This is a genomic window from Marinobacter salexigens, from assembly GCF_018860765.1.
Classification (GTDB): Bacteria; Pseudomonadota; Gammaproteobacteria; order Pseudomonadales; family Oleiphilaceae; genus Marinobacter; species Marinobacter salexigens_A.
In genome coordinates this window covers 1-26141 of sequence record NZ_JAHKPV010000019.1, presented here as the reverse complement: position 1 = coordinate 26141, position 26141 = coordinate 1, and the positions used below count along the sequence as shown (strand labels likewise).

Annotated in this window: 22 protein-coding genes; 9 read left to right on the top strand and 13 right to left on the bottom strand. The window is 51.9% G+C overall.

Annotated elements, in window-relative coordinates:
- Positions 1-41: 41 nt before the first annotated feature.
- The 6 genes from yaaA to KO508_RS10815 form a co-directional block, all read right to left on the bottom strand.
- Entirely contained in the window at positions 42-812 is a 771-nt protein-coding gene (yaaA, locus tag KO508_RS10840) for a peroxide stress protein YaaA (RefSeq protein WP_216008338.1), read from the bottom strand.
- A gap of 13 nt (positions 813-825) precedes the next feature.
- Positions 826-1059 carry a glutaredoxin family protein gene (locus KO508_RS10835; protein WP_216008337.1) on the bottom strand — a complete coding sequence of 78 codons (234 nt, stop codon included), beginning with the start codon at positions 1057-1059 and terminating at the stop codon, positions 826-828.
- Complete coding sequence (locus KO508_RS10830; protein ID WP_216008336.1) at positions 1059-1808, bottom strand: YciK family oxidoreductase; 750 nt, start codon at positions 1806-1808, stop codon at positions 1059-1061. Before KO508_RS10830 ends, KO508_RS10835 begins: the two co-directional genes overlap by 1 nt.
- A 65-nt stretch (positions 1809-1873) precedes the next feature.
- A complete protein-coding gene (locus KO508_RS10825) occupies positions 1874-2536 on the bottom strand; it encodes an HAD family hydrolase (protein ID WP_216008335.1) in 663 nt (220 codons plus the stop codon).
- The gene (gene ubiG / locus KO508_RS10820; RefSeq protein WP_216008334.1) at positions 2526-3242 is read right to left on the bottom strand and encodes a bifunctional 2-polyprenyl-6-hydroxyphenol methylase/3-demethylubiquinol 3-O-methyltransferase UbiG; all 717 of its coding nucleotides are present in this window, start codon (positions 3240-3242) and stop codon (positions 2526-2528) included. The genes KO508_RS10825 and ubiG overlap by 11 nt, the downstream gene beginning before the upstream one ends.
- A gap of 35 nt (positions 3243-3277) precedes the next feature.
- A complete protein-coding gene (locus KO508_RS10815; RefSeq protein WP_216008333.1) occupies positions 3278-4618 on the bottom strand; it encodes a TRZ/ATZ family hydrolase in 1341 nt (446 codons plus the stop codon).
- A 138-nt stretch (positions 4619-4756) separates the two neighbouring features.
- Here KO508_RS10815 and mtnA point away from each other — a divergent pair, with 138 nt between their 5' ends.
- The gene (gene mtnA / locus KO508_RS10810; RefSeq protein WP_216008332.1) at positions 4757-5860 is read left to right on the top strand and encodes an S-methyl-5-thioribose-1-phosphate isomerase; all 1104 of its coding nucleotides are present in this window, start codon (positions 4757-4759) and stop codon (positions 5858-5860) included.
- Here the strand turns inward: mtnA and KO508_RS10805 are convergent.
- The 4 genes from KO508_RS10805 to KO508_RS10790 form a co-directional block, all read right to left on the bottom strand.
- The gene (locus KO508_RS10805) at positions 5849-6637 is read right to left on the bottom strand and encodes a helix-turn-helix domain-containing protein (protein WP_252738067.1); all 789 of its coding nucleotides are present in this window, start codon (positions 6635-6637) and stop codon (positions 5849-5851) included. The two genes, mtnA and KO508_RS10805, sit on opposite strands and share 12 nt — an antisense overlap.
- Positions 6637-8808: a carboxy terminal-processing peptidase gene (locus tag KO508_RS10800; protein ID WP_216008331.1), complete on the bottom strand. Its 2172-nt coding sequence runs from the start codon at positions 8806-8808 to the stop codon at positions 6637-6639. Before KO508_RS10800 ends, KO508_RS10805 begins: the two co-directional genes overlap by 1 nt.
- Before the next feature lie 278 nt (positions 8809-9086).
- A complete protein-coding gene (locus KO508_RS10795; RefSeq protein ID WP_216008330.1) occupies positions 9087-11237 on the bottom strand; it encodes a 3-hydroxyacyl-CoA dehydrogenase NAD-binding domain-containing protein in 2151 nt (716 codons plus the stop codon).
- Between the two features lie 32 nt (positions 11238-11269).
- Complete coding sequence (locus KO508_RS10790; protein WP_216008329.1) at positions 11270-12478, bottom strand: acetyl-CoA C-acetyltransferase; 1209 nt, start codon at positions 12476-12478, stop codon at positions 11270-11272.
- A gap of 212 nt (positions 12479-12690) precedes the next feature.
- Between KO508_RS10790 and KO508_RS10785 the strand changes: the two genes are divergently transcribed.
- On the top strand, positions 12691-12954 hold the full coding sequence (locus tag KO508_RS10785; protein ID WP_216008328.1) for a late competence development ComFB family protein: 264 nt from the start codon (positions 12691-12693) through the stop codon (positions 12952-12954).
- A 12-nt stretch (positions 12955-12966) separates the two neighbouring features.
- On the opposite strand, the gene KO508_RS10780 is transcribed toward KO508_RS10785, so the two are convergent.
- Positions 12967-15426, bottom strand: a complete 2460-nt coding sequence (locus KO508_RS10780; protein WP_216008327.1) for a DUF349 domain-containing protein — start codon at positions 15424-15426, stop codon at positions 12967-12969.
- Positions 15427-15633: 207 nt separating this feature from the next.
- Here KO508_RS10780 and KO508_RS10775 point away from each other — a divergent pair, with 207 nt between their 5' ends.
- Positions 15634-16119 carry a regulatory protein RecX gene (locus KO508_RS10775; protein ID WP_216008326.1) on the top strand — a complete coding sequence of 162 codons (486 nt, stop codon included), beginning with the start codon at positions 15634-15636 and terminating at the stop codon, positions 16117-16119.
- An 8-nt stretch (positions 16120-16127) separates the two neighbouring features.
- Here the strand turns inward: KO508_RS10775 and mltF are convergent, their stop codons facing one another.
- Complete coding sequence (gene mltF / locus KO508_RS10770) at positions 16128-17585, bottom strand: membrane-bound lytic murein transglycosylase MltF (RefSeq protein WP_216008840.1); 1458 nt, start codon at positions 17583-17585, stop codon at positions 16128-16130.
- Positions 17586-17934: 349 nt separating this feature from the next.
- Between mltF and purL the strand changes: the two genes are divergently transcribed.
- Together purL and KO508_RS10760 are read left to right on the top strand one after the other, a co-directional pair.
- On the top strand, positions 17935-21840 hold the full coding sequence (gene purL / locus KO508_RS10765; protein ID WP_216008325.1) for a phosphoribosylformylglycinamidine synthase: 3906 nt from the start codon (positions 17935-17937) through the stop codon (positions 21838-21840).
- A 417-nt stretch (positions 21841-22257) separates the two neighbouring features.
- Positions 22258-22569, top strand: coding sequence for a Nif3-like dinuclear metal center hexameric protein (locus KO508_RS10760; protein ID WP_216008324.1), 312 nt, complete (start codon positions 22258-22260; stop codon positions 22567-22569).
- On the opposite strand, the gene KO508_RS10755 is transcribed toward KO508_RS10760, so the two are convergent.
- On the bottom strand, positions 22564-23127 hold the full coding sequence (locus KO508_RS10755) for an NUDIX hydrolase (RefSeq protein WP_216008323.1): 564 nt from the start codon (positions 23125-23127) through the stop codon (positions 22564-22566). The genes KO508_RS10760 and KO508_RS10755 overlap by 6 nt on opposite strands.
- A gap of 96 nt (positions 23128-23223) precedes the next feature.
- On the opposite strand from KO508_RS10755, the gene KO508_RS10750 reads away from it, so the two are divergent.
- From KO508_RS10750 to purT, 4 genes are all read left to right on the top strand, one after another.
- Complete coding sequence (locus KO508_RS10750; protein WP_216008322.1) at positions 23224-23805, top strand: NUDIX hydrolase; 582 nt, start codon at positions 23224-23226, stop codon at positions 23803-23805.
- A 14-nt stretch (positions 23806-23819) separates the two neighbouring features.
- Positions 23820-24347, top strand: a complete 528-nt coding sequence (locus KO508_RS10745; RefSeq protein ID WP_216008321.1) for a gamma carbonic anhydrase family protein — start codon at positions 23820-23822, stop codon at positions 24345-24347.
- Between the two features lie 11 nt (positions 24348-24358).
- Complete coding sequence (locus tag KO508_RS10740; RefSeq protein ID WP_216008320.1) at positions 24359-24541, top strand: DUF1289 domain-containing protein; 183 nt, start codon at positions 24359-24361, stop codon at positions 24539-24541.
- 72 nt (positions 24542-24613) lie between these two features.
- Positions 24614-25789, top strand: a complete 1176-nt coding sequence (gene purT / locus KO508_RS10735; protein WP_216008839.1) for a formate-dependent phosphoribosylglycinamide formyltransferase — start codon at positions 24614-24616, stop codon at positions 25787-25789.
- The last annotated feature ends 352 nt before the right edge of the window (positions 25790-26141 follow it).

The window sequence follows — 26141 nt, the reverse complement described above, 5'->3', positions numbered from 1 at the left end:
GATTTACTCCGATTTAACTCTGGGTTAGGTGTCTCTTCTGTTTAATGCTCATCCCGTAGGAAAACCCAGTTATTTTTATCGGATTGGTCTTCGCTGAAATAGTAACCGTCAAGGTCGAATCCCTTGAGGTCGTTTACATTGGTAATACGGTTCAGGATGGCGTACCGACACATTAGGCCTCGGGCTTTCTTAGCGTAAAAGCTGATTATCTTGTACTGGCCATTCTTCCAATCCTTGAAGTGGGGAGTAATTAGCTGCCCTTCAAGGTCTTTCTTTTTAATACTTTTGAAGTATTCGTTCGAAGCCAGATTAACTAACACTTCGTCGTCGCTTTCTAGTAAACGGTTTATCTCTTGCGTGAGGCGGTCACCCCAAAATGCGTAAAGATCTTTGCCCCGGTTGTTCTCGAATTTGGTGCCCATCTCCAAACGGTATGGCTGCATCAGGTCGAGAGGTTTGAGAATGCCATAAAGCCCGGACAGCATGCGCAGGTGCTTTTGGGCAAAGTTGAAGTCTTGTTCGCTGAAGCTTTCCGCGTCTAGCCCAGTGTAAACATCGCCTTTAAACGCAAGCACAGCCTGACGGGCGTTTTCGGGCGAGAAGGGCGTGTGCCAGTTTTGAAAGCGCTCGGCATTCAACTGGCCTAGTTTGGCGCTGACGCTCATCAGATTGCTGACCTGATGGGGCTCCAGCTCTTTGAGTTGGTCAATCAGTTCGCAGGCGTCATCCAGAAAGTCTGGCTGGGTATAGGTTTCCGTTGCCAATGGGCTCTCGTAATCGAGAGTTTTAGCCGGTGAGATAACCATCAACATGTCAGATAATTCCTCATTGCAGAAACGTAAGTAGCTGTTCCCGGGTAAATGGCCAGTTGAGTTCTTCCGCGGTGTCGTTGCGGCGAAGAACGGGGATTCGTGTGCCGTAGCGCTCTACAAGCTCTTCAGATTGTGCGATGTCCACTACGTCCACCGGTATCGGCATGGGCATAGGTGTGCTCACTAGCAGGGCTTCTGCCAGTTCACACAGATGGCATTGGGATGTCGTGTAAAAAAGTAGTTCCATTACTTTGGCTGGGCATCCAATTTCTGGCCGTTCACGCCTTCACTGTCTTTACCCATCAGGTAGAGATAAATGGGCATCAACTCTTCCGGCGCCGGGTTTTGCTGCGGGTTTTCTGCCGGGTAGGCGTGGGCTCGCATGTTGGTTCTGGTGGCGCCTGGATTCAGGCTGTTTACCCGAATGTTATGTCGCTCATCGTCCAGTTCATCAGCCAGAAGCTGGCTCAGGCCTTCAACCGCAAACTTGGAAACCGCATAGGCGCCCCAGTAGGCTCTTGCCTGTCGACCAACACCAGAAGATGTGAAGATAACCGAGGCCGCGTCGGACAAGCGCAGCAGCGGGATCATCGCCCGGCTCAGCAAGAATGGCGCTGTGGCGTTTACCTGCATGACCTTGTTCCAGGTTTCCGGATCGTACATTTCCACCGGGCTTCGGTCGCCAAGAATACCGGCGTTGTGCAGTAGGCCGTCGAGTTTTCCGAAGTTGTCTTCGAGAGTCATGGCCAATTCTTCGTAATCCTTTACCGCAGCGCCTTCGAAATTCATCGGCACTATGGCAGGTTTCGGGTGCCCGGCAGCTTCGATCTCGTCATAAACCGTTTCCAACTTGCCCACAGTTCTGCCTACAAGAATCACTGTGGCACCATGGGCGGCATAGGTTTTTGCGGCGGTACGGCCAATGCCGCTGCCCGCGCCGGTCACCATGATGATGCGGTCTTTCAGCAGATCAGCGGGTGCCTTGTAATCTTGCATAACCTGTCTCCGTAGCAGACTGGGGCTTATCAAAGTCTGTCAAAATGGTCCGTTTCAGAAGCACGCTATTGTAACAGCTTTGCGAGATGGTTCACGGTGTCGGCAATAAAGTCTGCTTGCCATAGGTCAACGGTTTCTGGTTCTTCAATGTAGCCGTAGCGGACCGCAATGGTTCTCATGCGCGCATTACGGCCGGCCTCGATGTCACGTTCGTGGTCGCCCACATACACCGCATGCTCTGGATCTACACCGATTTGTTTACAGGCGAGAAATAAGGCTTCCGGGTGCGGTTTACGGTCGGTGACATGGTCTGGGCACACCAGTGATGCGCAACGCTCTGCCAAGCCAAGAGCCTGAACCAGCGGCTCCGCAAAGCGTACCGGTTTGTTAGTAACAATTCCCCAGGGGATCCCCCGCTGCTCTAGCGATTGGAGCAGTGTGTCCATACCTTCAAAAAGCCGGGTTTCAACGGCAACACCCGCTTCATACAAATCTAGAAACGCTGTGTGCTTGTTAAGATAATCCGGATGGTCTGGCTCTAGCCCAAATCCCACACGCACCATAGCCCGGGCACCATTGGAAACGGACCTGCGTATGTGGTCTGCCGGAAGCGCCGGAAGCCCGTGCTGCTGACGCATCTCATTTAGGCAGCGGATAAAGTCCGGCGCTGTATCAATTAAGGTGCCATCCAGATCGAACAGAATGGTGGAAGGTTGGTCAGTCTTCACGAGTATCCCGGGCGTGCATTAGGTAGTTAACGTCTACATCACGGCCAATCTTGTAGGTGCGGGTGAGGGGGTTATAGGTCATGCCTGTGAGTTCGTGCACGTCCAGTCCCGCATGGCGCAGGTGGTCTGACATTTCAGATGGCCGGATGAACTTCTTCCATTCGTGGGTGCCTTTGGGGAGCATGTTTAGAACGTATTCGGCACCTACAATCGCAAACAGAAAAGATTTCGGATTGCGATTAATGGTTGATACAAACATGTGCCCGCCCGGCTTGAGTAGGGTAGAGCATGCTTTGATAACCGAGGCGGGGTCGGGCACATGCTCTAGCATCTCCAGACAGGTAACGGCATCGTACTGGCCAGCGTGCTCGGGGTCCCGTGCCAGTTCTTCAACGGTGATTTGCCGGTAGTCCACCTTGATTCCGCTTTCCAGACCGTGCAACCGCGCCACCGCCAAAGGCGCCTCCCCCATATCTATACCGGTTACATGGGCGCCGCGCAGGGCCATGCCTTCGGAGAGCAGGCCGCCGCCACAGCCAATGTCTGCTACTCGTTTGCCGGCAAGCGATACGCGCTCATCAATATAGTTAAGGCGCAAGGGGTTAATATCGTGTAGCGGTTTGAACTCGCTGGAGGGGTCCCACCAGCGGCTAGCAAGGGCTTCAAACTTCGCAATTTCGTTACGGTCAACGTTCTGGTTTGTCATCTTATCTTCTGCCTGGTCAATCTGTCGAAACTCGGTTAGTCAGCCTGTTGCTTGCGAATTTTTTCCGCCCAGCCTGCAACACGAAGCATTAGATCCGGTACATCTATACGCGTTAGCTTGCCATCCTGTACTTGAGGTACGCCGTTAATCCAGCTATGGCTTACAGCGCGCCCATGGTTGCTATAAACAAGATGGGAGGCTGGGTCATAAACTGGCTGTATAAATGGATCACTTAGGTCAATGGCGATGATGTCGGCGAGTTTCCCGGCTAGTAGCGATCCCAACTCATGTTCTCGCCCCAGAGCTTTGGCTCCATTAAGGGTAGCCATATTCAAAGCCTGATGGGCTGAAAGTGCGGCAGCATCATTGGCAACCACTTTCGCGACCATTGCGGCCGTGCGGGTCTCACCAAACAGGTCCAGATCATTGTTGCTGGCGGCACCGTCTGTTCCGATGGTGAGGTTAACACCGCTTTCCATTAACTTGTGGGTAGGACATAAGCCGCTAGCGAGCTTTAAGTTGGACTCCGGGCAGTGAACGATGTGCGCGCCTGTGCCCGCAACAAGTGCAATGTCAGAATCGGTAAGTTGGGTCATGTGAACGCATTGGGTTCGGTCACTAAGAGCACCAAGTTCCGCAAGCCTTTCGATAGGGCGTTTACCTTCGTTCTCTGTAGCTTCTGCTACTTCGAATGCGGTTTCATGCAAATGGATCTGAATACGCGCGCCGGTTTTCTCGGAAAGCGCTATAGCCTTGCTTAGCGGTCCATCCGACACAGTGTAGGGCGCATGCGGGCCAATCGCGGGCATAATGTAATCATCGCCTCGCCACTCATCGATTAGCGCCTCACCCTTGCTCAGGTATTCGTCAGGCCCCGAACCCCACACAGTTGGGAAGTCCAGCAAAGGAAAGCAAACTTGCGCACGCATGCCCGTGTCATGTGCCATTTGGGCGACAATTTCCGGGAAAAAATACATGTCTGAGAAAGTAGTCGTGCCGGTTCTCAGCATTTCGGCCATGGCGAGCTGCGTGCCGTCTGCAATGAATTGTTCACTCACAAAGCGGCCTTCAGCAGGCCAGATATGATCGTTTAACCAGGTCATTAGCGGTAAGTCGTCTGCCATGCCGCGAAACAGTGACATAGCCGCATGGCCATGCATGTTGATCAATCCTGGCATAACCACATGGTGGGGCAGGTTAATAGTCTTTCTGGTACGAAACTCGCGATCTGCTTGCGCCACAGGTATAACGGCAGCAATCTTGGTACCCTGTATGATCACGGCTTGATGCTCAAGCACCACCCCGTATGGTTCAATCGGAATCAGCCAGCGAGCATTGATGCGAATATCGGCTGCGGTGATAGTATCTGCCGTCATTAACCCTGCCTTGCGGTGCCGGCGACGAATGCTATAGAGCATATAAACAGAGCACGAGGCCGCCGGACGATAAAATGTAGCCCGGAAGTATAACCGTTATACTGGCCGTTTTCAGCGTTATGAAAGCGGAGCCAGACGATGAATAATTCCAAAGAATCCCAGTTTTCACCCACGCCTTCTTCTGGCACGCAATCTACTGGCACCGTAGCACTACGGTGGCTTGGTGCTAGCTTAGAATTACTGGATCAACGTTTGCTTCCCGCTCAGGAACAGTGGCTAACGCTGGCGACCGCATCCGGCGTTTCGCAGTGCATTCGCGATATGGTTGTTCGTGGTGCCCCTGCCATTGGTATCAGCGCGGCTTATGGTGTCGCTCTGGCTGCGCGGCAGGCAACAGCGAGCGACTGGCGCGCTCAAATACAAGAGGCTATCCGTGATTTGGCTGCGTCGAGGCCGACAGCCGTTAACTTGTTCTGGGCCTTGCAGCGCATGGAGCGAGTGTTTGTCGGTTGCGGCACACCCAGTGAAGCGCTGGCGCGATTGGAGAATGAAGCGGTTGCCATTCATCAGGAGGATCTTGCGGCAAACCTAACCATGGCGGATTACGCACTTGAAGCGATGGGGTTTTCCGCCGGCGCGGAGGGCGCTGCTCAAGTTTCGGTGCTGACTCACTGCAATACAGGGGCGCTCGCAACCGGTGGCTATGGTACGGCGCTGGGTGTTATTCGTCGGCTGCATGAGAAAAACCTGCTGAAGCAGGTGTATGCAGATGAGACCCGGCCTTGGCTCCAGGGTAGCCGCCTTACTGCTTGGGAGTTGATGCGTGATGGTATTCCGGTAACGCTGAATGCCGATGGCGCTGCAGCAGCCATTCTTGCCGCGGGCGAGGTTCGATGGATTATTGTGGGTGCCGACCGGATTACCGCCAACGGCGATGTGGCGAACAAAATTGGCACTTATAGCCTTGCTGTTTTGGCAAGACACCACAAAGTTGGGTTTATGGTTGTTGCGCCTTCCACCACCGTGGATATGGATTTGCAGTCTGGTGCAGATATTCCTATTGAAGAGCGAGATGGCATTGAGGTTCGTGAGATAAGAGGCATACCGCTGGCACCAGAGGAGGTGTCGGTGTTCAATCCAGTATTTGATGTGACGCCAGCGAGCTTGATTGATGTGATCGTTACAGAAAAAGGTGTAGTGCGAAACCCGGATATAATCGGGATGCGTAACCTATTTGGATAATGGCTTTTTGCCAGTAGCGGTGCTTTTCTCTGTAAACGCACCTTGCTGGCTTGCGAAGCTTTCGCGGAGCTCAGCAACCTGCTTTTCTTGATCCTCTGCAAAGTGCAGCGACATCTCGAAGCTTTGCCGCGTAAAATCTAGAACCTTACGAAAGCCTTCATCCGATAGGGTTCTTGCCGAGTCATGGCGGCGGAAAATGTTGATAAACTCCCGTTCTCGCTCAAACTGTAACGGAACTCTAGCCACACCCCAATCGTTGAGAATCTGCCAAACCTCCGGGTTATAGTTTCGGGTGGTACGCATAATAAAGGGGATAGGGTCATTTCTTGCTATCAGGGCGGTTAAGCGAAGGATCAACTCAAACGATAGTGTGGCTGTGCCGTTCTCGATGGCCTCAAGTACAGACTTATCGCGGAGATCGAGGGCTTCGCTCATTTCTGACAGCGTAAGCCCGGCCACTTCTCGGATATCTTTCAGCGATTGGCCAGCTGCAAGCATGGCGCGGAGCTGATCTTGAGAGTTGATCAGAGCCCGACCTACGCGCAAAGACTTATCGGTGGCGCGCGCTCCGAATCGGAATGCTGAACCTGTAAGGCTGGCAAGACGGTCGATAATGCTGTCTGGCGCTTTTTCCGATGCAGTCGGTTTGCGCAGTACGTCCACCTCTTCTTGCGAGCGCATAGCGTGCAAGGCATCCAGCAGCATGTCCTGTAAAGCTCGAGCTTTGTTCTGATGCTCCTGCTCGTTGGTTACAGGCTTGTCTGACTTTTGGCTCATTACAGCGCGTCCGCCTGAGCTGCGAATTGTTGCGGGGTGAGGATGGAAGCCATGCGTTTATCCAGCTCGAGCATATCCGCCATAATGTCGCCGCCTTCGCGAATAACAAAATCTAGCTCTTCATTTCCAGACCCGAGATCGGCAGCTTGCTGATCTTGCCAGTCTTCGAGTTCATCGAGAGACTCGAAAGGCTCTTCACCCCGCAGTTCTCTGCGAGCATTTGCAATGGTCAGTCTTGTACGTTCGATCTGTTCCTGCTGGACAGTGCGCTCGTCCAGATTAAGGCTTACCGTATCCCTTTGGCGCTGATCTTTGAGGAAATCGATTTCCTTTTGAAGGAGCCTGAAATCCGGGCTCTTGGCAAAACGGTCGTCATGGCGTTGGCGGAGCTCCTCAATAATGCCACTGAAGTCAAAATACCGGGTATGTGGAACCGCATCAATTTGATCCCAAGGCAGGGCGTGATCTAGCGCGTCTTCGCCGATTCGGGTTTTATCAATACGTGTAGGGATCTCGATATCCGGAATCACACCTTTATGCTGGGTTGAACCACCAGATACTCGGTAGAACTTGGATTGGGTAATCTTGAGTTGGCCATGATTGAGGGGACGAACGGCCTGTACGGTACCTTTGCCGAAGGTTTGCGAGCCGACTACCAGACCGCGACCGTAATCCTGAATGGCACCTGCAAATATCTCGGAGGCCGATGCGCTCATACGGTTGGTGAGCACCACCAAAGGCCCGTCGTAGGCAACTGAAGCATCGTCGTCACTGAGAACTTGAACTTCGTTACTCGAGTTGCGAATTTGTACGGTGGGGCCAGTGTCGATAAATAAGCCGACTAGGTCATTGGCCTCGTGCAAAGCACCACCGCCGTTATTGCGCAAATCCATAACTAGCCCATCTACACCATCTTGTTGCAGCTCTCCGATCAATTTTCGCACGTCACGGGTTGTGCTCTTGTAGTTTGGGTCGCCAGCCTGCATAGCCCGGAAGTCAGCGTAGAAGGTGGGAATGGTGATTACTCCAACGGTGTATTTTTCGCTATCGCGGTCAAACTCAATCGTGTCTTTGCTAGCGCTTTGTTCTTCCAGCTTAACCTCATCCCGGTTGATAGAAATGGACTTGGTTAGGGTTTCGTCGGTTGTGCTAGCTGGCACAACTTCAAGTGTAACTACGGAGTTGCGGGGGCCGCGGATAAGATCGACCACTTCATCCAAGCGCCACCCAATCACGTTAACCGGTTGCTCGTCTTCCTGTGCAACCGAGACGATTCTGTCTGCCGGTTTAAGCTGGCCTTGCTTGGAAGCAGGCCCCCCGGGAACCAGACGGACAACTTTTGTATATTCGTTGTCCGCTTGCAGAACCGCGCCTATGCCCTCAAGAGAGAGACTCATATTAATGTTGAAATTTTCAGAGGTTCGCGGTGAAAAATATGAAGTATGCGGGTCCCACATGCCAGCAAATGCATTCATGTAAGCCTGAAACGCATCTTCGCTGCGGGCTTGATAAGCGCGCTTTAGCTGGCCCTCGTACCGTCGTTTAAGCGTATCTTTAATCGCTTCGTCATCGCTGCCGTTGAGGCGTTGAGCCAGTACAGCGTTTTTGATGCGTTTCACCCACAAGGCATCTAGCGCTTTTTTGTCTGGCTCCCACTCAGCTTCAGAGCGGTCAAGCAAAATGCTTTCATTAGCGGTGAAGTCCAGATTTTCGATGCCCTCATCAAGAATGTTCAGCGCGAATTGTAGGCGTTCTATAATACGCTGCTGAATCAGGTTGTAGATATCAAAGCCCGGCTGTAGTTGGCCAGTTTTAAGGGCCGAACCTAGGCGGTTTCTGACTTTGGACAGTACCTCAACATCGCTTCCAGTAAGATAGACCCGCTGCCCATCTAGGTAATCCAGATAAGAGTCAAACACGTCACCTGAAAGTTTGTCACTAATGCCCAAGTCGCGAAAATGGGTGAACTGCAGTTGCCGGGCAATAAGAATGTTGGCTCGCGCCTGATCAATCGTTGGCGCAACCGGCGTATAGACCTCCGGTTCTTCTGCTTTTGCTTGGGCTCCGAAAGGTGCCGACAGAAGCAGGGCGATGGTAAGCGCTTTACATACACCCACCCTGCCAGCTTTGTACGGCACGTGACGAACAGATGATTTTTTCGCGATGGTCATAAAAACATACCTGACGATGCTGGGTACCCGCCAGACAGAACTGGACTCGGTTAACCCGTGGGCTGATAGATTTATTGTAGGCAAGGGCTACACCCGTTGCTATAGGCATGACGTATCGGTTCGTGACAATCTGTCCATAACTTGCCGTTTTCTCGTTAAAAAGAAAACAGATCTGAATGGATTAACAAGCGAAACAGACTAAGAGTTTAAGGGGGACTGTGTGGGAAGGGGAAAAAGAATGTACGGCGGGGAGCTTGGCCCCCCGCCTTTCAGGCACTTCAGGTAAAGGGCTTTTCCTGTTCCGCATGCGCAAGCAGCAGCGCGGGCGGGGTAAAGCGTTCGCCGTAGATGTTTGCGAGCTCCTGAGCCCTTTCAGTAAAGGCTCTCACTCCATACTGGTTAACAAACTGTATCGCTCCACCCGTCCAGGGCGCGTACCCGATACCAAAGATGCTGCCTATGTTGGCGTCTTCAACAGTGCGCAATACGCCTTCCTCTAAGCAACGAACTGTCTCAATGGCTTGAATGAACAAAATCCGATCCTTCAGTTCCTGTAGCTTTACATCGCGAGCTTTCTCATTGTCCACAAAGAGAGTTTCAAGCTCAGGCCACAGGTACTTTTTTCCCTTGGTGGGGTATTCGTAGAAACCGGCGCCGGCAGCTTTGCCTTTGCGCCCGTGCTCAATAACCATTTGGTCGATGATTGCCTCGGCCGGGTGCGGATTCCATGTTCCTCCCGCTGCTTCCACATCCTTTTTACTCTGGCTGCGAACGTGCTGCATTAGTGTCATGCTGACTTCATCGGAGATCGTCAACGGGCCGACGGGCATGCCCGCTAACAAGCCAGCATTCTCTATACTGGAGGGGTGAACACCTTCACCCAGCATAGTGATGCCTTCGTTGACAAAGGTTCCGAACACGCGAGATGTGAAAAAACCTCGGCTATCGTTAACAACTACAGGAATCTTGCCAATCTGCTGAACGTAATCGAATGCCCGAGCCAATGTTTCATCGGAGGTTTTTTCGCCCACAATGATTTCCACCAGCATCATTTTGTCTACAGGTGAGAAAAAGTGCAGCCCGATAAAGTTCTCGGGCTTGGCGGAGGCCTCTGCTAGCTGGGTAATGGGAATGGTTGAAGTATTGGAGGCAAAAATGCCGTTGTTGACCAACTTGGGCTCAGCCTCGGCGGTAACCTTGGCTTTCAGTTCGCTGTCCTCGAATACGGCTTCAATAACCAGATCACAGCCTTCTAAGTCAGCAGTAGAGTCTGTTGCCTTGATACGGCTAAGAATTTCCGCCTTCTTTTCTTCGGTCATGTGGCGGCGGCTAACTTTTTTCGCTAGCAGAGTTTCCGAATAGCTTTTGCCTTTTTCGGCACTTTCGAGTGAAACGTCTTTAAGCACAACCTCGATACCGCGGTTAGCTGTGGAATAGGCAATGCCTGCCCCCATCATTCCGGCGCCAAGTACCCCTACTTTCTTAAAGGTCTCTTTCTCCACGCCTTCAGGGCGGCTTCCACCCGCATTGATATCGTTTAGCTGGAACCAGAAGGTGCCCGTCATATTCTTGGCAACCTGGCCAATAACCAGTTCTGCAAAGTAGCGGGTTTCAATCAGGCTGCCATTATCGAAGTCCACCTGAGCACCTTCAACTGCTGCCGCCATAATGCGTTCGGGCGCTGGGTAACAGCCTTTGGTCTTCTGCTTCAGCATTGCAGGTGCAATTACCAATTTTTGTGCCATCGCAGGATGGTGGGGAGCGCCACCTGGAAGCTTGAAGCCTTTTTTGTCCCATGGCTGTTGGCACTTGGGATTGGCATCGATAAACGCCCGTGCCTTGGCCATCATGTCTTCAGGGGAGTCTGCAATTTCGTCAATGATGCCAGCCTTCAGTGCGGCAGAAGGGCGTAGCTTTTTGCCCTCCATCAGCAGCGGGAACGCCGCCTCCAGGCCAATCATTCTGGGCAAGCGCTGAGTACCCCCGCCACCTGGAAGTAGTCCAAGAGTGACTTCCGGAAGCCCCAACTGAAGGCTGTTGTTGTTCAGGACGATGCGATGGTGGCAGGCTAGGGCGATTTCAAATCCGCCCCCCAATGCCGTGCCGTTGATGGCTGCAACTACCGGCTTGCCGCAGGTTTCTAGTGCCCGCATATGAGCTTTCATGCTATTGACCATGTCCTCAAAGGCTTGGCCATCGTCGCGGGTGACTTTATGAATTTCGTTCAGGTCGCCACCGGCAAAAAATGTTTTTTTGGCCGAGGTAACAATAATGCCGCGAATATTTTCCAGATCGCCCTGAACCTTGCTGACAGTTTCATCAAGAGCTTCACGAAACGCCGTGTTCATTGTGTTTGCGGACTGGCCCGGCATATCGATGGTGAGGGTCAGAATTTGATCTGACCCCAGTTCATAACGGATGGCACTCATAATCGGTTCTCCTATTTGAAAAAGTATGGGGCTCAGACCCGCTCAATGATCGTGGCAATGCCCATGCCGCCGCCGACGCAAAGCGTCGCCAGACCAAAACGCAGTTCCCGGCGCTCCAGTTCATCCAGCAGGGTGCCGAGAATCATTGCGCCGGTGGCGCCGAGGGGGTGGCCCATGGCGATCGCACCGCCGTTAACATTCACTTTTTCATCAGGAATCGAGAGTTCTTTTTGAAAGCGCATTACCACGGAGGCAAAGGCTTCGTTTACTTCAAATAGGTCAACCTGATCTACCGTCATGCCCGCTTTTTCCAATGCCTTTAGCGAGGCAGGCGCAGGGCCGGTGAGCATAATGGTTGGATCCGTGCTCGTAACCGCAGTGGCCACGATGCGAGCGCGGGGCTTAAGGCCCATTGCTTTGCCTTTGGCCTCACTGCCAATCAAAATGCCTGTAGCACCGTCCACCATGCCAGAGGAATTGCCAGCGTGGTGTACGTGGTTAATCGTTTCAACATAGTGATACTTTTCCCGAGCCACGCTGTTAAAGCCCATTTCTCCCATCATCTGGAAAGAAGGCTTGAGGCCCGCAAGGGAGTCAATCGTAGTGTCGCCGCGCACATGCTCATCACGGTCGAGAATGACAACGCCACTTTGATCGGTAACAGGAACAATAGACTTGGCGAAGTAACCGTTCTTCCAAGCGTTAGCGGCTTTTTGCTGGGACTTTACAGCGAATCCGTCAACATCTTCCCGGCTGAACCCTTCAAGCGTGGCAATAAGGTCAGCGCCAATACCCTGAGGCATGAAGCCGGTATGCATGTTGGTATGCGGGTCCATAGCCCAGGCTCCACCATCCGAGCCCATAGGCACGCGGGACATAGACTCGACGCCACCGGCAACAACCAAATCTTCCCAGCCAGAGCGGACTTTCATGGCTGCCAGATTAACGGCCTCAAGGCCGGAAGCGCAGAATCGGTTGAGGGTAACGCCGGCTACTTTTTCATCCCAATCTGCGGCAAGTGCCGCTGTTTTAGCAATGTCGGCACCTTGATCGCCAACGGCGGAGACGCAACCAAGCACTATATCGTCTACCTGAGCAGTGTCCAGGTTATTTCTCTGCTGTAGCGCATTGAGCACAGTCGTCAGTAATGTAATGGGTTTGACGCTGTGAAGTGAGCCGTCTTTTTTACCGCGCCCTCTGGGCGTGCGGACCGCGTCGAAGATATACGCCTCGGTGGTCATTGCTTTTCCTTTGGTGATTGTTGCTTTGTGTTTTATTTATCAGGCTTGTCACCATAGCCCCTTAGCACCATTGTGTGTAATGACGCCGCCTGCCAATCGGATTGACAAAATTGCTCAGTGGGCATGACAGGCTGAGATTCAACTTCTATTGTTTATAGAAGAAGGCGCCGACTTTTGAAGTGCGCCCACTTGGATTCCGGAGGCACAGCTACATGTCTTTTAGAGATGCGGTCGAGAATTTTTACGAACGTTTGGTGATAGACGCAATAGAGGCAACAAGAAAGCCGGAGGATACGCCAGATTATCTGGCGGACGTTATGTGTGTGGCGCTTAACAGGCTGCCGCCACGATACTACAGACACACCGTTGACATGATGTTTTATCTAGCAGACGAGGAGCTCAAGGGCATGAGAGACAAATCCCTGAGCGCTGTAAAAAACGCCAGGGATTTTGTCAGAGAACATCAGCGCGAGTAGAGCGCTGAATGTTTAGCTTGTAATTAGCGCATCCAGCGCCTTATTCAAGCGCTCGGCCAGCGCAGGGTCTGCGACCTTGTCGGGTGCTTTGAGACACCAGCTAGCAACTAGGCTCTCCACACTCTTTAAAGCACTGTAGGCTTTTTCGGAGGAACCCATACCTTCAGCTAGACGCTGAACCTGTATTTCCATACGCCTTTTCTGCTCAGCCTCTGGCGATGGTATGCCTGCAAGAATTTCTGCACGGATGACGATTTCTTGATCGTCAAGTTCGGGCAAGCTTTCGGCGAACTGAGGCCACTTGGCTGGTAGGGTGTCCGGAGCTGCTTCATCTCCAGCGCGTGCCAATACAAGCGTTTGCCACTCTGCAATACCTGCTTTGAGTCTTTGTGCTGCAATCGCCTGATTCAAGCGTTGTTTTTCTTTTTGGATTTTCTCAGTTACTGCTGCAGATGTTTGCATGGCGTCAAGGCTGCGTAATGAGGTTAATGCTTGTTCCAGAGCATGTTCATCCTGACTGGAATCCATGCTCATAGCCTGCTCAAGCATTGCCTCGGCAGCGGTATCGGCTTCCTGTGTCGCGCGTTGTTGTTCTGAGCGCTCGGTATCTCGGCGTGCAAAAATATCGTCACAAGCTTTGCGGAATGCTTGCCATAATTTTCGGTCTTCCCTGTGGCGGGTAATGCCGATTGCCTTCCAGTCTGTTTGCAGGGATTTTGCCTTGCTCATGGCTTCCTGAAGTGGTTCGTGAGAGATTAGCGCTTGCGCTTGTTCAACGATTGCCAACTTCAATGCTTCGTTTTTGCGGCGCTCATCATCAATAGGGGCTTCTAGCTTTTTAAGCAGCTCGTCAAACTGCTTCTGTACCTGCCGATTATCCCTAAACTCCACAGGCCAGGCAGATTTCCACTCTTGACGGGCGGTTTGCAGAATATGCTCAACAGCTTTCCAATCGATGGTGCTCCAGTCCGCTCCGCTAACAAAATGTTCCAGCTCGGCACAAATTGTTTTGCGTTTTTCCAAATTTGCCTGCTTCAAGCCCGACTTTGCCTTAAAGTAGGTTTTGCAGGGCTCATAGGCCTTATCCGACGCTTGTTTGAAGCGTGCCCACATAGTGCGGTCTGACGAGCCACCAAGTTCTCGCCATTCTTTTTGGAGCTCCTTTATGCGCTCGGATTTTGCTTCCGGCTCCATGGACTGTTCTGCCAGATATTCCATCTGCTCACAAAGGGCGATCTGCTTGGGTTCGGTCGCAAATCCTTGCCAGTCCGTCAGTTCTCTTAGTTGACCTGTGAGAAGCTGAACTCGGGCCTGAAAAGTCTTGCTGTTGCGGTGGTCAAGATTTTTTAGATACTGCTGGGCGGTTTTCAGCAGGTGACGGGATTCCTTGAGCTGTTTGGCTTCCAGAGTCTCTTCAAGCTGGTTTAGCGTTGCTTTTAAGTTCTCTGTCGCAGCTTGTTGCTGCTTTTGATCATCATTCTTTTTGACCGGCGCTTTCGGTTTTTTGGCCAGCTTGTACAGAGGCGTCAGTAGATCCGGAGCAGGGAAGCCCTCCGGCCAATTGATTTCTTTGATCATCGTGGAGGCTTGGTCGCGGTCCTCCAGGCTTGCGTCGTCATCAGCAATAGCCGAGAGTGCCTGAAGTGTCTCTTTTGCCTGACTGATGTGGCGCACTGCACTCATATAGTTACGCAACGCCATCATCGATGTTTCATAGGCTTTTTGCTGCTGTCTTTCTACCTGAGTGTCCCGCGTTGCTTCTAACCATCTGTTTTCTTGGGTTTTCTGAAGAGCATCCAGAGATGCCAAAGATGCAAGTGCTTCTGCTGGCTGGCTTCGCAAGTCATCCAGTGTTCGGGCAATCAACGCTAAGGTTTCCTCTCGTTGAAGTTGTTGTTCTCGTTGCTGCTCTTCCGCCGCCTGAGCTGCTTTCAAGTCGGATAAGCGCTCGCGGCAAAGGTGAACCGACTCAAGAAACTCGCTTAGTTGGTCTGGTGTTGCCTCAGGCTCCACTTTTGCCCATTGGCTTAAAAGTGTCTCCAGACGGGCCTCATAAAGCTTGGTGTCGTCACTCTTAGCTTGATCCTTGGCATTGCGGATCAGTGCGGAAAGGGTGGCTGAAACGGCTTCCTTATGAGCCTGCTCATCCCGGATTACCTGTAATTTCTGCCGAACTACTTGGTATACGCTTTTGTCGCGGTTTTTTGCCTGTTTTTGTACCTGCTGCAACAGTTCTGCGTCTTGCAGCAAGCCGGCGGCCTTGAGCCGTGTGTCTGCCGTTAAACCTTCAATGGCGAGGCTCGCCGCAACCTTCTGAGTTGGGCCGGCTTGTAACACCTGCAACTGATCTTCCCTTAATTGGGCGCGCTTATCTTCCACCGGCTCTGTCGGCGGCTGAATGCGAGCCTGTGCCTTGCGATCCGAGGCGGAGGGTTTACGGGATCTGAACAGTTTCTGGAGAAATGCAGCCATGAAGATATCCTTAGGGATTGAAACCAGTCTGCGGTGTCGGGCAAAGTAAGCCAGCACCGGCCATCAGCTCTCTGCAATGCAAGCTCAGAGCGCCGGACACTATTGTCACTACTGTTGGAAATTTGTGTGTCGGCGTTTGGAATCTGCGCCGACAGAGTTAAATCGGGGCTAGTCTAGCGTTTTGTGAGCGTTTGCGGGAAGAGCTGAATGGCAAAACAGGAAAATAGCGAGGATCAAGAATACAAAGCACGCTCGGTGGCCCTTAGACTGCTTGCCCGGCGCGAGCATAGTCGCCAAGAGCTGACACTCAAGCTGAGACAGCGTCAGCTTGATGACTCGGTTATTTCCAGAGTTCTGGATGATTACGAAAATGAGGACTGGTTGAATGACAATCGCTTTGCCGATGTTTATTCACGCCAACGAATTGATTTGGGTTACGGTCCGCTAAAAGTTATTGCAGAGTTACAACAGCGTGGTATTCACTCTTTGCCGGACTGTGTTGGTGGGCTGGATGATGCCGATTGGGTCCGGAACGCACTTTTGTTGAGGGAAAAGAGGTTTGGCTTAACCGATTTGAGTAACGAGTGGGACGAAAAGGCGCGTCAGGCCCGTTTTTTTTCTCGTAGGGGATTCACCCGCAATCAAGTGGAGCGGGTGCTTGAAGTGAGCAAGCCGGACGATCCTGAAGTCTAACTTGGGTTCTAAAGTGTCGGAGGGACCATCCCGAGTTCCGGTGGCAGGCTAGCACGGTGTTCCGCATCTTCCTCTGGACTGTCCATATTGGAGCGTCCATCCGCGCTTTGCTCCAACCCAACGAAGGAAGAGGGTGCAGCAGCTACGCGCTCCGTTGGCTTCATGACTCGAGCGAGTACATCGTAGTAGCGGCGGATATTCTGAACGTAGAGAACGGGCTCGTGGCCGCGGGCGTAGCCATAGCGGGTTTTTTTATACCACTCTTTTTGTGCGAGCAAAGGTAAAAACTCTTTCACATCCATCCACCGGTCCGGATTTTTTCCGGCACTCGTGGTAAGCCTGCGGGCATCCTCCAGATGCCCAAAGCCTACGTTATAAGACGCTAAGGCGAACCAGGTGCGATCAGGCTCTGCGATGCGATCGGGGATTTTTTCGTGCACTATGCGGAAGTACTTTGCGCCGCCTTGAATGCTTTCTTCAGCGTCCAGCCGGTTATTGATACCAATGTAGTTTGCCGTGTTCCGTGTGAGCATCATTAGCCCACGGACTCCTGTCGGAGAAACCGCATTGGGTCGCCAGTGCGACTCTTGATAGCCAATGGCAGCAAGTAAGCGCCAGTCCATATTGAAAACGGAAGCATTTTCTCTGAACAGCCCTTCGTATTTCGGAAGGCGGTTTTCCACGTGGTGCATGAACGTGCGCGCACCCACGTAGTTCAGGTGATCCAAGTGCCCGTAAAAGCGTTCAGCAAGCTGGGCGATGGTGCCGTTTTCCCGCATTTTTTCCATAAACGCTTTTGCTGCGTTCACCAGCGAGTCGTCCTGATTGATGGGAAACAGCCATGCCAGTTGCATGGCATCGCCAAGCGCAAAGGCCTGTTTAACCTGAGGGAAAAAAACGTGGTTAAGCTCAAGTTCGTTCGAAGAAACTACAGCGTAGGATAGTTCGCCAGTTTCGAGGCGCGCCAAAATGCCTGCAGCATCCAGTCCGGGGTGCACTTGCCACGAAACACCGGAGGCCGTGTTCGTAATAGCTTGCAGTTGATACTCATGATTGCTGTCGGACACCAAGTGGAGGCGCTCGCCGGCTAGATCTGACAAAGACTCGGGGCGTTCGACATCCCTGTTGTATACAACGATTGATTGGGCTTCAATGCCGGTAGGAAGCGATTTGTATTGATTGTCGAACAAGGGTTGTGCAGACAACCCCGCCATACCGATGTGCGCGAAGTCTCTGGATATTACGGAAAGCACTTCGGTATTGTCATCGGCAACTCTGAGGCGAAGCTTTACACCCAGCTCCTCAGCAAAGAGTTTGGCCAACTCATAGTCGTAACCTGTGGGCCCACCGCGCCCTTCATAATAAATAGAAGGTGCTACCCGGGTGATGACGTGCAGTACGCCCTCATTGCGAATCTCCTGCAGCGTGCTGGGCTGGCTGCACCCATTAAGGCTGAGCAGGATCATTGTTAGCGTGCAGGCGAGGAATGATTTATTTACCGCCGCTGCAATACGTGCAGTTAGGTTTCTTGCCAAGTCCCTGTTCTCCGTTACCGCTGGGTCATCGGGATGCGCACAAGCTTATTGGCAGCATCCGGTGTCTTTTAGCGTGTGGTCTCCATGTCCACAACCTAATGATCCCTGCTGCGGGAAGAGCGGTCAATAAAGTTGATCAAAAACCGTGCAAAATAATGTCAAATGCACATTAGAGGAATAACTTTTCAGGCGCTGTATCCTGGCAAAGCTTTCAAGTATCATATGCGCCTTCTCAGAATGCACCCGGACTTCCCCGTTTCGCGCGATACAGGTTGATATCATGCTTGAACTTCGCGGCGCTCCCGCGCTTTCGCCATTCCGCTCTCATAAACTGTACGCCAGAATTCAGGCCATCGTGCCCGAGGTTGAGCATGTTTATGCTGAATTCATGCACTTCGTAGATCTGGAGGGCACGCTTTCTGATTCCGAGCAGGCCATCCTTGATAGGCTGCTTACATACGGCCCCAGCGTACCGGTTGAAGAGCCGGACGGCGTGCTATTTCTCGTTGTACCTCGCCCGGGAACTTTGTCTCCCTGGTCCAGTAAGGCAACCGATATTGCTCGTAACTGCGGCTTGCGCCAGATCCAGCGTATCGAACGTGGCACGGCTTTTTATATTAAATCGAACAAAAAGCTGGGCTTAGACCAGCGCGAGAAGGTAGCAGCTCTGCTTCACGATCGCATGACTCAAAAAGTCTTCCATGAAATGGGGGGCGCTCAACTATTGTTCAGCCATGAAGAGCCGCGTCCGCTGGAACGTATTTCAGTTTTGGCCGGAGGTCGATCAGCACTGGTGGAGGCAAATAAGCGCCTCGGGCTTGCGCTGGCAGATGACGAAATTGATTATTTGGTGAAATCATTTATTGGTCTTGAGCGAGACCCAACCGACGTTGAGCTTATGATGTTTGCGCAGGCAAACTCCGAGCATTGTCGTCATAAAATATTCAATGCTTCTTGGGACATTGATGGAGAAGGGCAGGAAAAATCCCTCTTTGCCATGATCCGTAACACCTTCGAAATGAACAGCGAAGGCGTACTGTCTGCCTATAAAGATAATGCGTCGGTTATTCAGGGCAGCCGGGGTGGCCGTTTCTACCCCGATCTGGTGACCGGTGTTTATAGCTATAACCAAGAAGACATCCACATTCTTATGAAAGTGGAAACCCATAACCACCCGACAGCTATTGCCCCAGCAGCAGGCTCGGCAACCGGCTCTGGTGGTGAAATTCGTGATGAAGGTGCAACGGGCCGTGGCTCCAAACCGAAAGCCGGGCTTACAGGGTTTACCGTCTCCAATCTTAATTTGCCAGACGATCCCCAACCATGGGAGATCAATTACGGCAAGCCAGACAGAATCGCATCCGCTCTGGATATCATGATTGAAGGCCCTATTGGCGGGGCTGCATTCAATAACGAGTTTGGCCGTCCTAACATAGCGGGCTACTTCCGGACATTCGAAGCAAAAGTGGCAGGTCCTGCAGGCGATGAAGTGCGTGGCTACCACAAACCCATCATGATCGCTGGCGGACTAGGTAATATCCGCGCGGAGCATGTGGAAAAAGGCGAGATACCAGTAGGCGCCAAGCTTATAGTGTTGGGTGGTCCGTCCATGCTTATTGGTCTAGGTGGCAGCGCGGCATCATCCATGGATTCTGGCTCCAGTAATGAGAATCTCGACTTTGCCTCCGTACAGCGTGATAACCCTGAAATGGAGCGCCGCTGCCAGGAAGTGATTGATCGTTGCTGGCAGATGGGCGAGAAAAACCCCTTGTGCTTTATCCATGATGTTGGCGCTGGGGGCCTATCTAACGCTATGCCGGAACTGGTCAAAGACGGCGGTCGCGGTGGAAAGTTCGAACTGCGGGATATTCCTAGCGACGAGCCCGGTATGTCTCCGTTGGAAATTTGGTGCAACGAGTCGCAGGAGCGCTATGTTATGGCGGTGGCTCCTGAGAATCTGGAGCTTTTCGACGCGCTGTGTCGTCGGGAGCGCTGCCCATACGCAGTAATTGGTGAAGCAACGGAAGCCCACCACCTAGAGCTGAGCGACTCTTATTTTAATGACAAGCCGGTTGACCTGCCGATGGATGTGCTGTTCGGTAAGCCGCCTCGTATGCATCGCAGCATTAAGCGAACATCTTTCAGCAAACCGATATTTGACTCTACACAAGTCGACCTGAACGATGCGATACGCAGAGTGTTGAGGTTGCCTTCAGTCGGCTCTAAGAATTTCCTGATAACCATTGGTGACCGTACGATTACCGGGCTGGTTGCTCGAGATCAAATGGTTGGCCCCTGGCAGGTGCCTGTTAGCGATGTAGCGGTTACTGCAAGCTCCTTCGATGTGCTGACTGGCGAAGCTATGGCCATGGGCGAACGTACGCCCATAGCAACCATTGATGCCCCTGCTTCTGGCCGCATGGCGGTAGGTGAGGCTATTACTAATATGGCGGCCGCTGCTATTGGTAAGCTTTCGGATATTCGTTTGTCGGCGAACTGGATGTCAGCTGCTGGCCACCCCGGGGAGGACGAAAACCTTTACGAGACAGTTCGCGCCGTTGGTATGGAATTATGTCCGGAGCTGGGAATCACCATTCCCGTTGGTAAAGACTCCATGTCCATGAAGACGGTTTGGGAAGAGGATAACGGCGAACATAAAAGCGTTACTGCGCCACTTTCTTTGATTGTCAGTGGTTTTGCGCCGGTCACCGATGTTTCGCGCACTTTGACGCCCCAATTGATAAAAGATGGGGGTGAGACCGACCTGATTCTTATTGATCTGGCCGCAGGGCAAAACCGTCTCGGTGGGTCGGCATTGGCTCAAGTCTATCGACATGTCGGGGCGGTGGCGCCCGATCTCGACGATCCAGAAGACATCAAGGCCTTTTTTGCTGTCATTCAGGGGTTGAACACAGACAGCAAGCTTCTCGCCTATCACGACCGTTCTGACGGCGGCTTGTTTGTGACACTTGCAGAGATGTGTTTTGCTGGCCGCACCGGTGTAGATATAAAACTGGACGGATTAGCAGATGACCCCAGCCAGTTTGCCCGCGAGTTGTTCAATGAGGAGCTGGGTGCCGTTATTCAGGTGCGCAGGGAAGACACTGACTTCGTTTTACAGCAGTTTTCTGCAGCCGGTCTGGGCGATCATATTAATGTCATTGGCACATTGAATGATGAAGACCGTTTGCGCCTGACGTTTGAAGGCACAGCGGTTGTTGATAACTCGCGAACAGAACTGCAGCGTCTGTGGTCTGAGACAAGCTACCGAATTCAGTCGATGCGGGATAATGCGGACTGCGCTCTGGAGGAGTTTGATAATCTCTTGGATGCGGATGACCCGGGGCTGCATGTAGAGCTCACGTACAATGTAAACGATGATATAGCTGCGCCTTACATCAACAAAGGTGCTCGACCCAAAGTAGCCGTTTTGCGAGAGCAGGGCGTGAACGGGCAGGTTGAGATGGCCGCAGCATTTGATCGAGCTGGCTTTGAGTCTGTTGATGTTCATATGAGCGACCTTCTCTCGGGGCGCTCGAACTTGGAGGCGTTTAACAGTCTCGTCGCTTGTGGTGGGTTCTCGTATGGAGACGTCTTGGGTGCTGGCGAAGGCTGGGCAAAGTCCATCCTGTTCAACGATCGCGTCCGTGATCAATTTGCGGCGTTCTTTAATCGGCAGGATACCCTCGCGCTCGGTGTTTGCAATGGCTGCCAGATGCTTTCCAATTTGCACGAGCTGATCCCGGGCAGTGAAGCCTGGCCTCGCTTTGTTCGTAACCAGTCCGAACAGTTTGAAGCGCGACTGGCGATGGTTGAAGTGATGCAGTCACCTTCTGCCTTTCTGGACGGGATGGCTGGTTCACGCATGCCAATCGCGGTTGCTCATGGCGAGGGGAGAGTAGAGTTTTCAGGAAGTGCATCCGCTGCAGATCTTGCGGAAAGTGAGCGAGTAGCGCTGCGCTTCGTGGATAACCGGGGCCAGGCAACAATGCGCTATCCATACAATCCCAATGGTTCACAAGATGGTATCGCAGGTGCTACTACCCGGGACGGCCGTATCACAATTATGATGCCCCATCCTGAGCGTGTATTCCGTGCGGTTCAGCACTCGTGGAGGCCCACTGACTGGCAGGAAGATGGCTCCTGGGTTCGCATGTTCCGGAACGCGAGGCGCTGGTTCGGTTAAATAGAGAACGAAGCTTCAAAAAACCGACTTTAGTAAGCCCCGTTAGGGTAACTTTCTGGAGTCGGTTTTTTTGTGTATGGGATTCGGTAGTTTTATAGTTTTTCAAGCTAAAAAAGTCACTATATTGGAAAAATACCGCTTGACTCAGTATCTTTATGCACATTGCGGGCGGTGCTCTGTGCATTCTGTGCGCAATGCGGTGGATAGGGCTGCAGTTTTGAGTGAAAAGTTGTAACGCATTGAAATATATGACTTAAATTAATCGGGTGAAATTGTCACCAATTTAACCTAAGTGCAGTAAATACGGGGTTTATAGCGGTGTTCCCCAAATCTTTCCCCAGAGTTATCCACAGAATCTGTGGGTAAGTGGCTAAGCTATTAATCTGTACAAAAAATATCCTGAGATGGGCCGGTATCATGTACAAAATTTGCTATTTCGTACCTGAAACACACTTGGAGAAAACCAAACAGGCGCTCTTTGAAGCGGGAGCGGGGCGTATTGGGGATTACGATTCTTGTGCGTGGCAATGCTACGGACAGGGTCAGTTCCGCCCACTTCAGGGAAGCAATCCGTATTTGGGATCGAGTGGGGCGCTGGAGACTGTGGGGGAGTTCAAGGTTGAGCTTGTTTGCCGCGATCACTTGATCAAAGAGGCGCTTGCCGCCCTCAAGCAGGCTCATCCTTATGAAGAGCCTGCTTATGAGGTCTATCGTCTTGAGGTGTTATAGATCGTCTTTGGTGCGAGTGGCAGTCATTGGATGCCGAATGTCACTTATGTGAACGCCAAAGGCGTCTTTTTTTAGGTCCTCCAGAAACAGTTCCAGTGTCTTGCGAACGGTCGGGAATGAAATGTCTTCCCATGGAATCTCATCAACAGCAAACAGCTGGCTTTCCAAAGACTCTTCGCCCGCGCCGAAATGCCCGTTTTTGAGGGTCGCCCGATAAAACATGTGAACCTGATTTATATGGGGAACATCAATAATGGAATAGAGTCCATCAATATGGACCTCGGCAAGGGCTTCCTCTAATGTTTCACGCTCTGCTGCTTCTACTGTCGTTTCGGCATTCTCCATATAGCCGGCGGGCAGCGTCCAGTAACCGTAGCGAGGTTCGATTGCCCGGCGGCAAAGCAGAATTTTTCCGTCCCAAACGGGCACGGTGCCTGCGACAATTTTGGGGTTCTGATAATGAATGGTGCTGCAGCTAACGCACACGTAGCGGTATCGGTTGTCGCCCTCAGGGATACTTTGTTTAACCAGATGGCCGCATGTGCTGCAGTACTTCATGTTTTTCCCCGTATACTTAAATTGGTAGAGCGTTCAGTTTAATGATCTTGATCGCCGCTGTCTCACCCAACACCAGATTTGCGCAGGAGTTCTGATTTGCGTGATTTACTTGTTCAGCGCTTAACAGATTATGCACCCCGGAAACTCGATCTGGACTACCCGGAGGCGGGCATACTCGTTCCGATTACAGATGACCCCGATAACCCCGAAATGATATTTACGTTACGCTCTGAAAACTTGAGCACTCATCGAGGGCAGGTTGCCTACCCAGGTGGGAAACGTGATCCGGAAGATTCATCCCTAGCTGCTACAGCGTTACGCGAGACCCATGAAGAAATCGGGCTGCCGCCTGACCAAGTGGAAATTATTGCACCCTTGAGTCAGGTGATGTCACGTTATGGAATTATCGTTTCTCCTTATGTTGGTGTTGTTCCCAAGAGCCACCCTTTAGATCCTAACCCGGACGAGATCGAAAGTGTTTTTCGTGTTCCTCTTTCGTTTTTTCTCGAAGACCGGCGCGAGCGCACAGATGCATTGCACTTTCAAAACCACACCATTCACGTGCCTTGTTACCGCTGGGAGCGCTATCAGATATGGGGGTTGTCGGCAGTGGTTCTGGTCGACTTTTTGAATGCTGTGTACGATACAGGCATAGATTTGCTTGAGCCCCGAACCTAATGAGGAAAACTATAATGCTATATGAGCTCGAAGACCGTGCGCCGGAACTGCACGGCGATGGCCAATTTATTGCCAGCAACGCAACTGTAATCGGCAGCGTTGCCCTTCACGAAAAGAGCAGTATTTGGTTCAACGTGGTGATTCGGGGGGACAATGAGCTGATCACGATTGGTCCGGAGACGAATGTTCAGGATGCCTCTGTTTTGCATACAGACCCGGGAAACCCGTTGACTTTGGGTAGAGGTGTGACTGTTGGCCATAAGGCCATGCTCCATGGGTGTGAAGTTGGGGATTATTCATTGATCGGTATTAACGCCGTTGTTTTGAATGGTGCAAAAATTGGCAAACACTGCCTCATTGGCGCAAACACGCTTGTCCCTGAGGGCATGGTGGTTCCTGACGGCTCGCTAGTAATTGGAGCGCCGGGCAAAGTTAAGCGGGAGCTCACAGAGCAGCAAAGGAAGATGCTCGAACTCAGTGCCGCCCATTACGTACACAATGCAAGCCGCTATGTGAGTGGCCTAAAGCCCAAGAGCGATTGAGTTCAATCTTTATGGAACGGAAAGAGAGGGTCCGCTCGCCTTGTGTGAGCATATGTGCTCTAGATGAGCGCGATATATGTATCGGGTGCCAGCGCACCGGAGATGAAATTTTGCGTTGGACCTCAATGACTAACTGTGAGCGTAAAGCAGTGCTTTTGAAAGTCGCTGAACGGGAGCGGAAAATAAGTCTTTAACTGAACACGAAGATATCTAACCGGATTGATGTGTTCTCTGGAGGATTGGCTTTGAACCATGTTAGTAAGGTAATGCTGGGTACACCGCTAAAAGCAAATGCCTACAGAGTGTTGTTGTGTGGCTCTGGGGAGCTTGGCAAAGAGGTTGCAATCGAGTTGCAAAGGTTTGGGGTGGAAGTAATAGCAGTAGACCGTTATCCGAATGCACCCGCGATGCAGGTAGCTCACCGAAGCCATGTAATCGATATGTTGGATGGCGAAGCGCTACGTAATGTTGTCGATGTTGAAAAGCCTGACCTCATTGTTCCGGAAATCGAAGCGATTGCGACTGCCGAACTACTCAAACTTGAGTGCGAGGGCTACAGCGTAATCCCATCGGCAAGAGCTGCCAATCTCACAATGAATAGAGAAGGCATCCGTCGACTTGCCGCAGAAGAGTTGGGGTTGAATACATCCCCATATCGATTCGTTGATACAAAGGAAGACTTTATAGAGGCGGTATCTGCCATAGGTCTGCCGGTTGTAGTTAAGCCTGTTATGAGTTCATCTGGCAAGGGCCAGAGTACGGTAACTAAAAATAGCCAAATTGATGCTGCTTGGGATTATGCACAAACAGGGGGGCGCGCAGGTAAGGGTCGCATTATCGTTGAAGGTTTTGTGACATTTGATTATGAAATAACCCTGCTTACTGTAAGGCATTCTGGGGGGGTGAGCTTTTGCGACCCCATAGGGCACCGACAGGAGGACGGCGACTATAGGGAATCTTGGCAGCCGCAAACAATGAGCGCTAAGGCACTGGAGCGATCTCAAGAAGTGGCTTTGAAAGTCACCGAAAACCTTGGCGGTTACGGAGTTTATGGAGTGGAACTATTTATTCATGGGGATGAGGTCTACTTCTCGGAGGTATCGCCTAGGCCTCACGACACAGGACTCGTCACATTGGTGTCGCAGGACTTATCAGAGTTTGCTCTCCATGCGCGAGCTATACTTGGCTTGCCTATCCCGTCGATTCGCCAGTACGGGCCCTCTGCTTCAGCAGCAATCCTGTCGGAAGGGGAATCCAAAGAGATATCCTACTCTGGGTTGGATGAGGCGTTGTCTGAAAAGGGTGTACAACTAAGGCTGTTTGGAAAGCCCGAGCTTTCAGGTCGTCGCAGAATGGGGGTCGCTCTGGCTATAGGGTCTACAATTGAGGAAGCAAAAGCCAAAGCGGTGGTTGCCGCTGAAGCGATAGAGGTTAAGTTGTAGATCAATTTTAAAATAATTTCGTGACATGGTTGACACCTCCAGCCAGCTCTGTAGAATGCGCATCTCGCTTGAGGGACACACCGGAACAGCGGAGTGTTTTGAGAGAGTTAACTGTTTGAAAGTATTGAAGAAAAAGCTTTTAAGATTCTTCGAAATAACAGTTGACAGGGTTGGGATTCGATGTAGAATACGCCCCTCGAAATCAAGTATGAAGCAGCCGGTAAGTATCGGTGGTTTTGGAAGGGAAGCTTCTGAAACGACTCGAAAAAAACGGTTGACAAGGCGGCGAGACGATGTAGAATACGCCACCTTGATTGAGCAACGGCTCAAGCGCTCTTTAACAAATTGACCA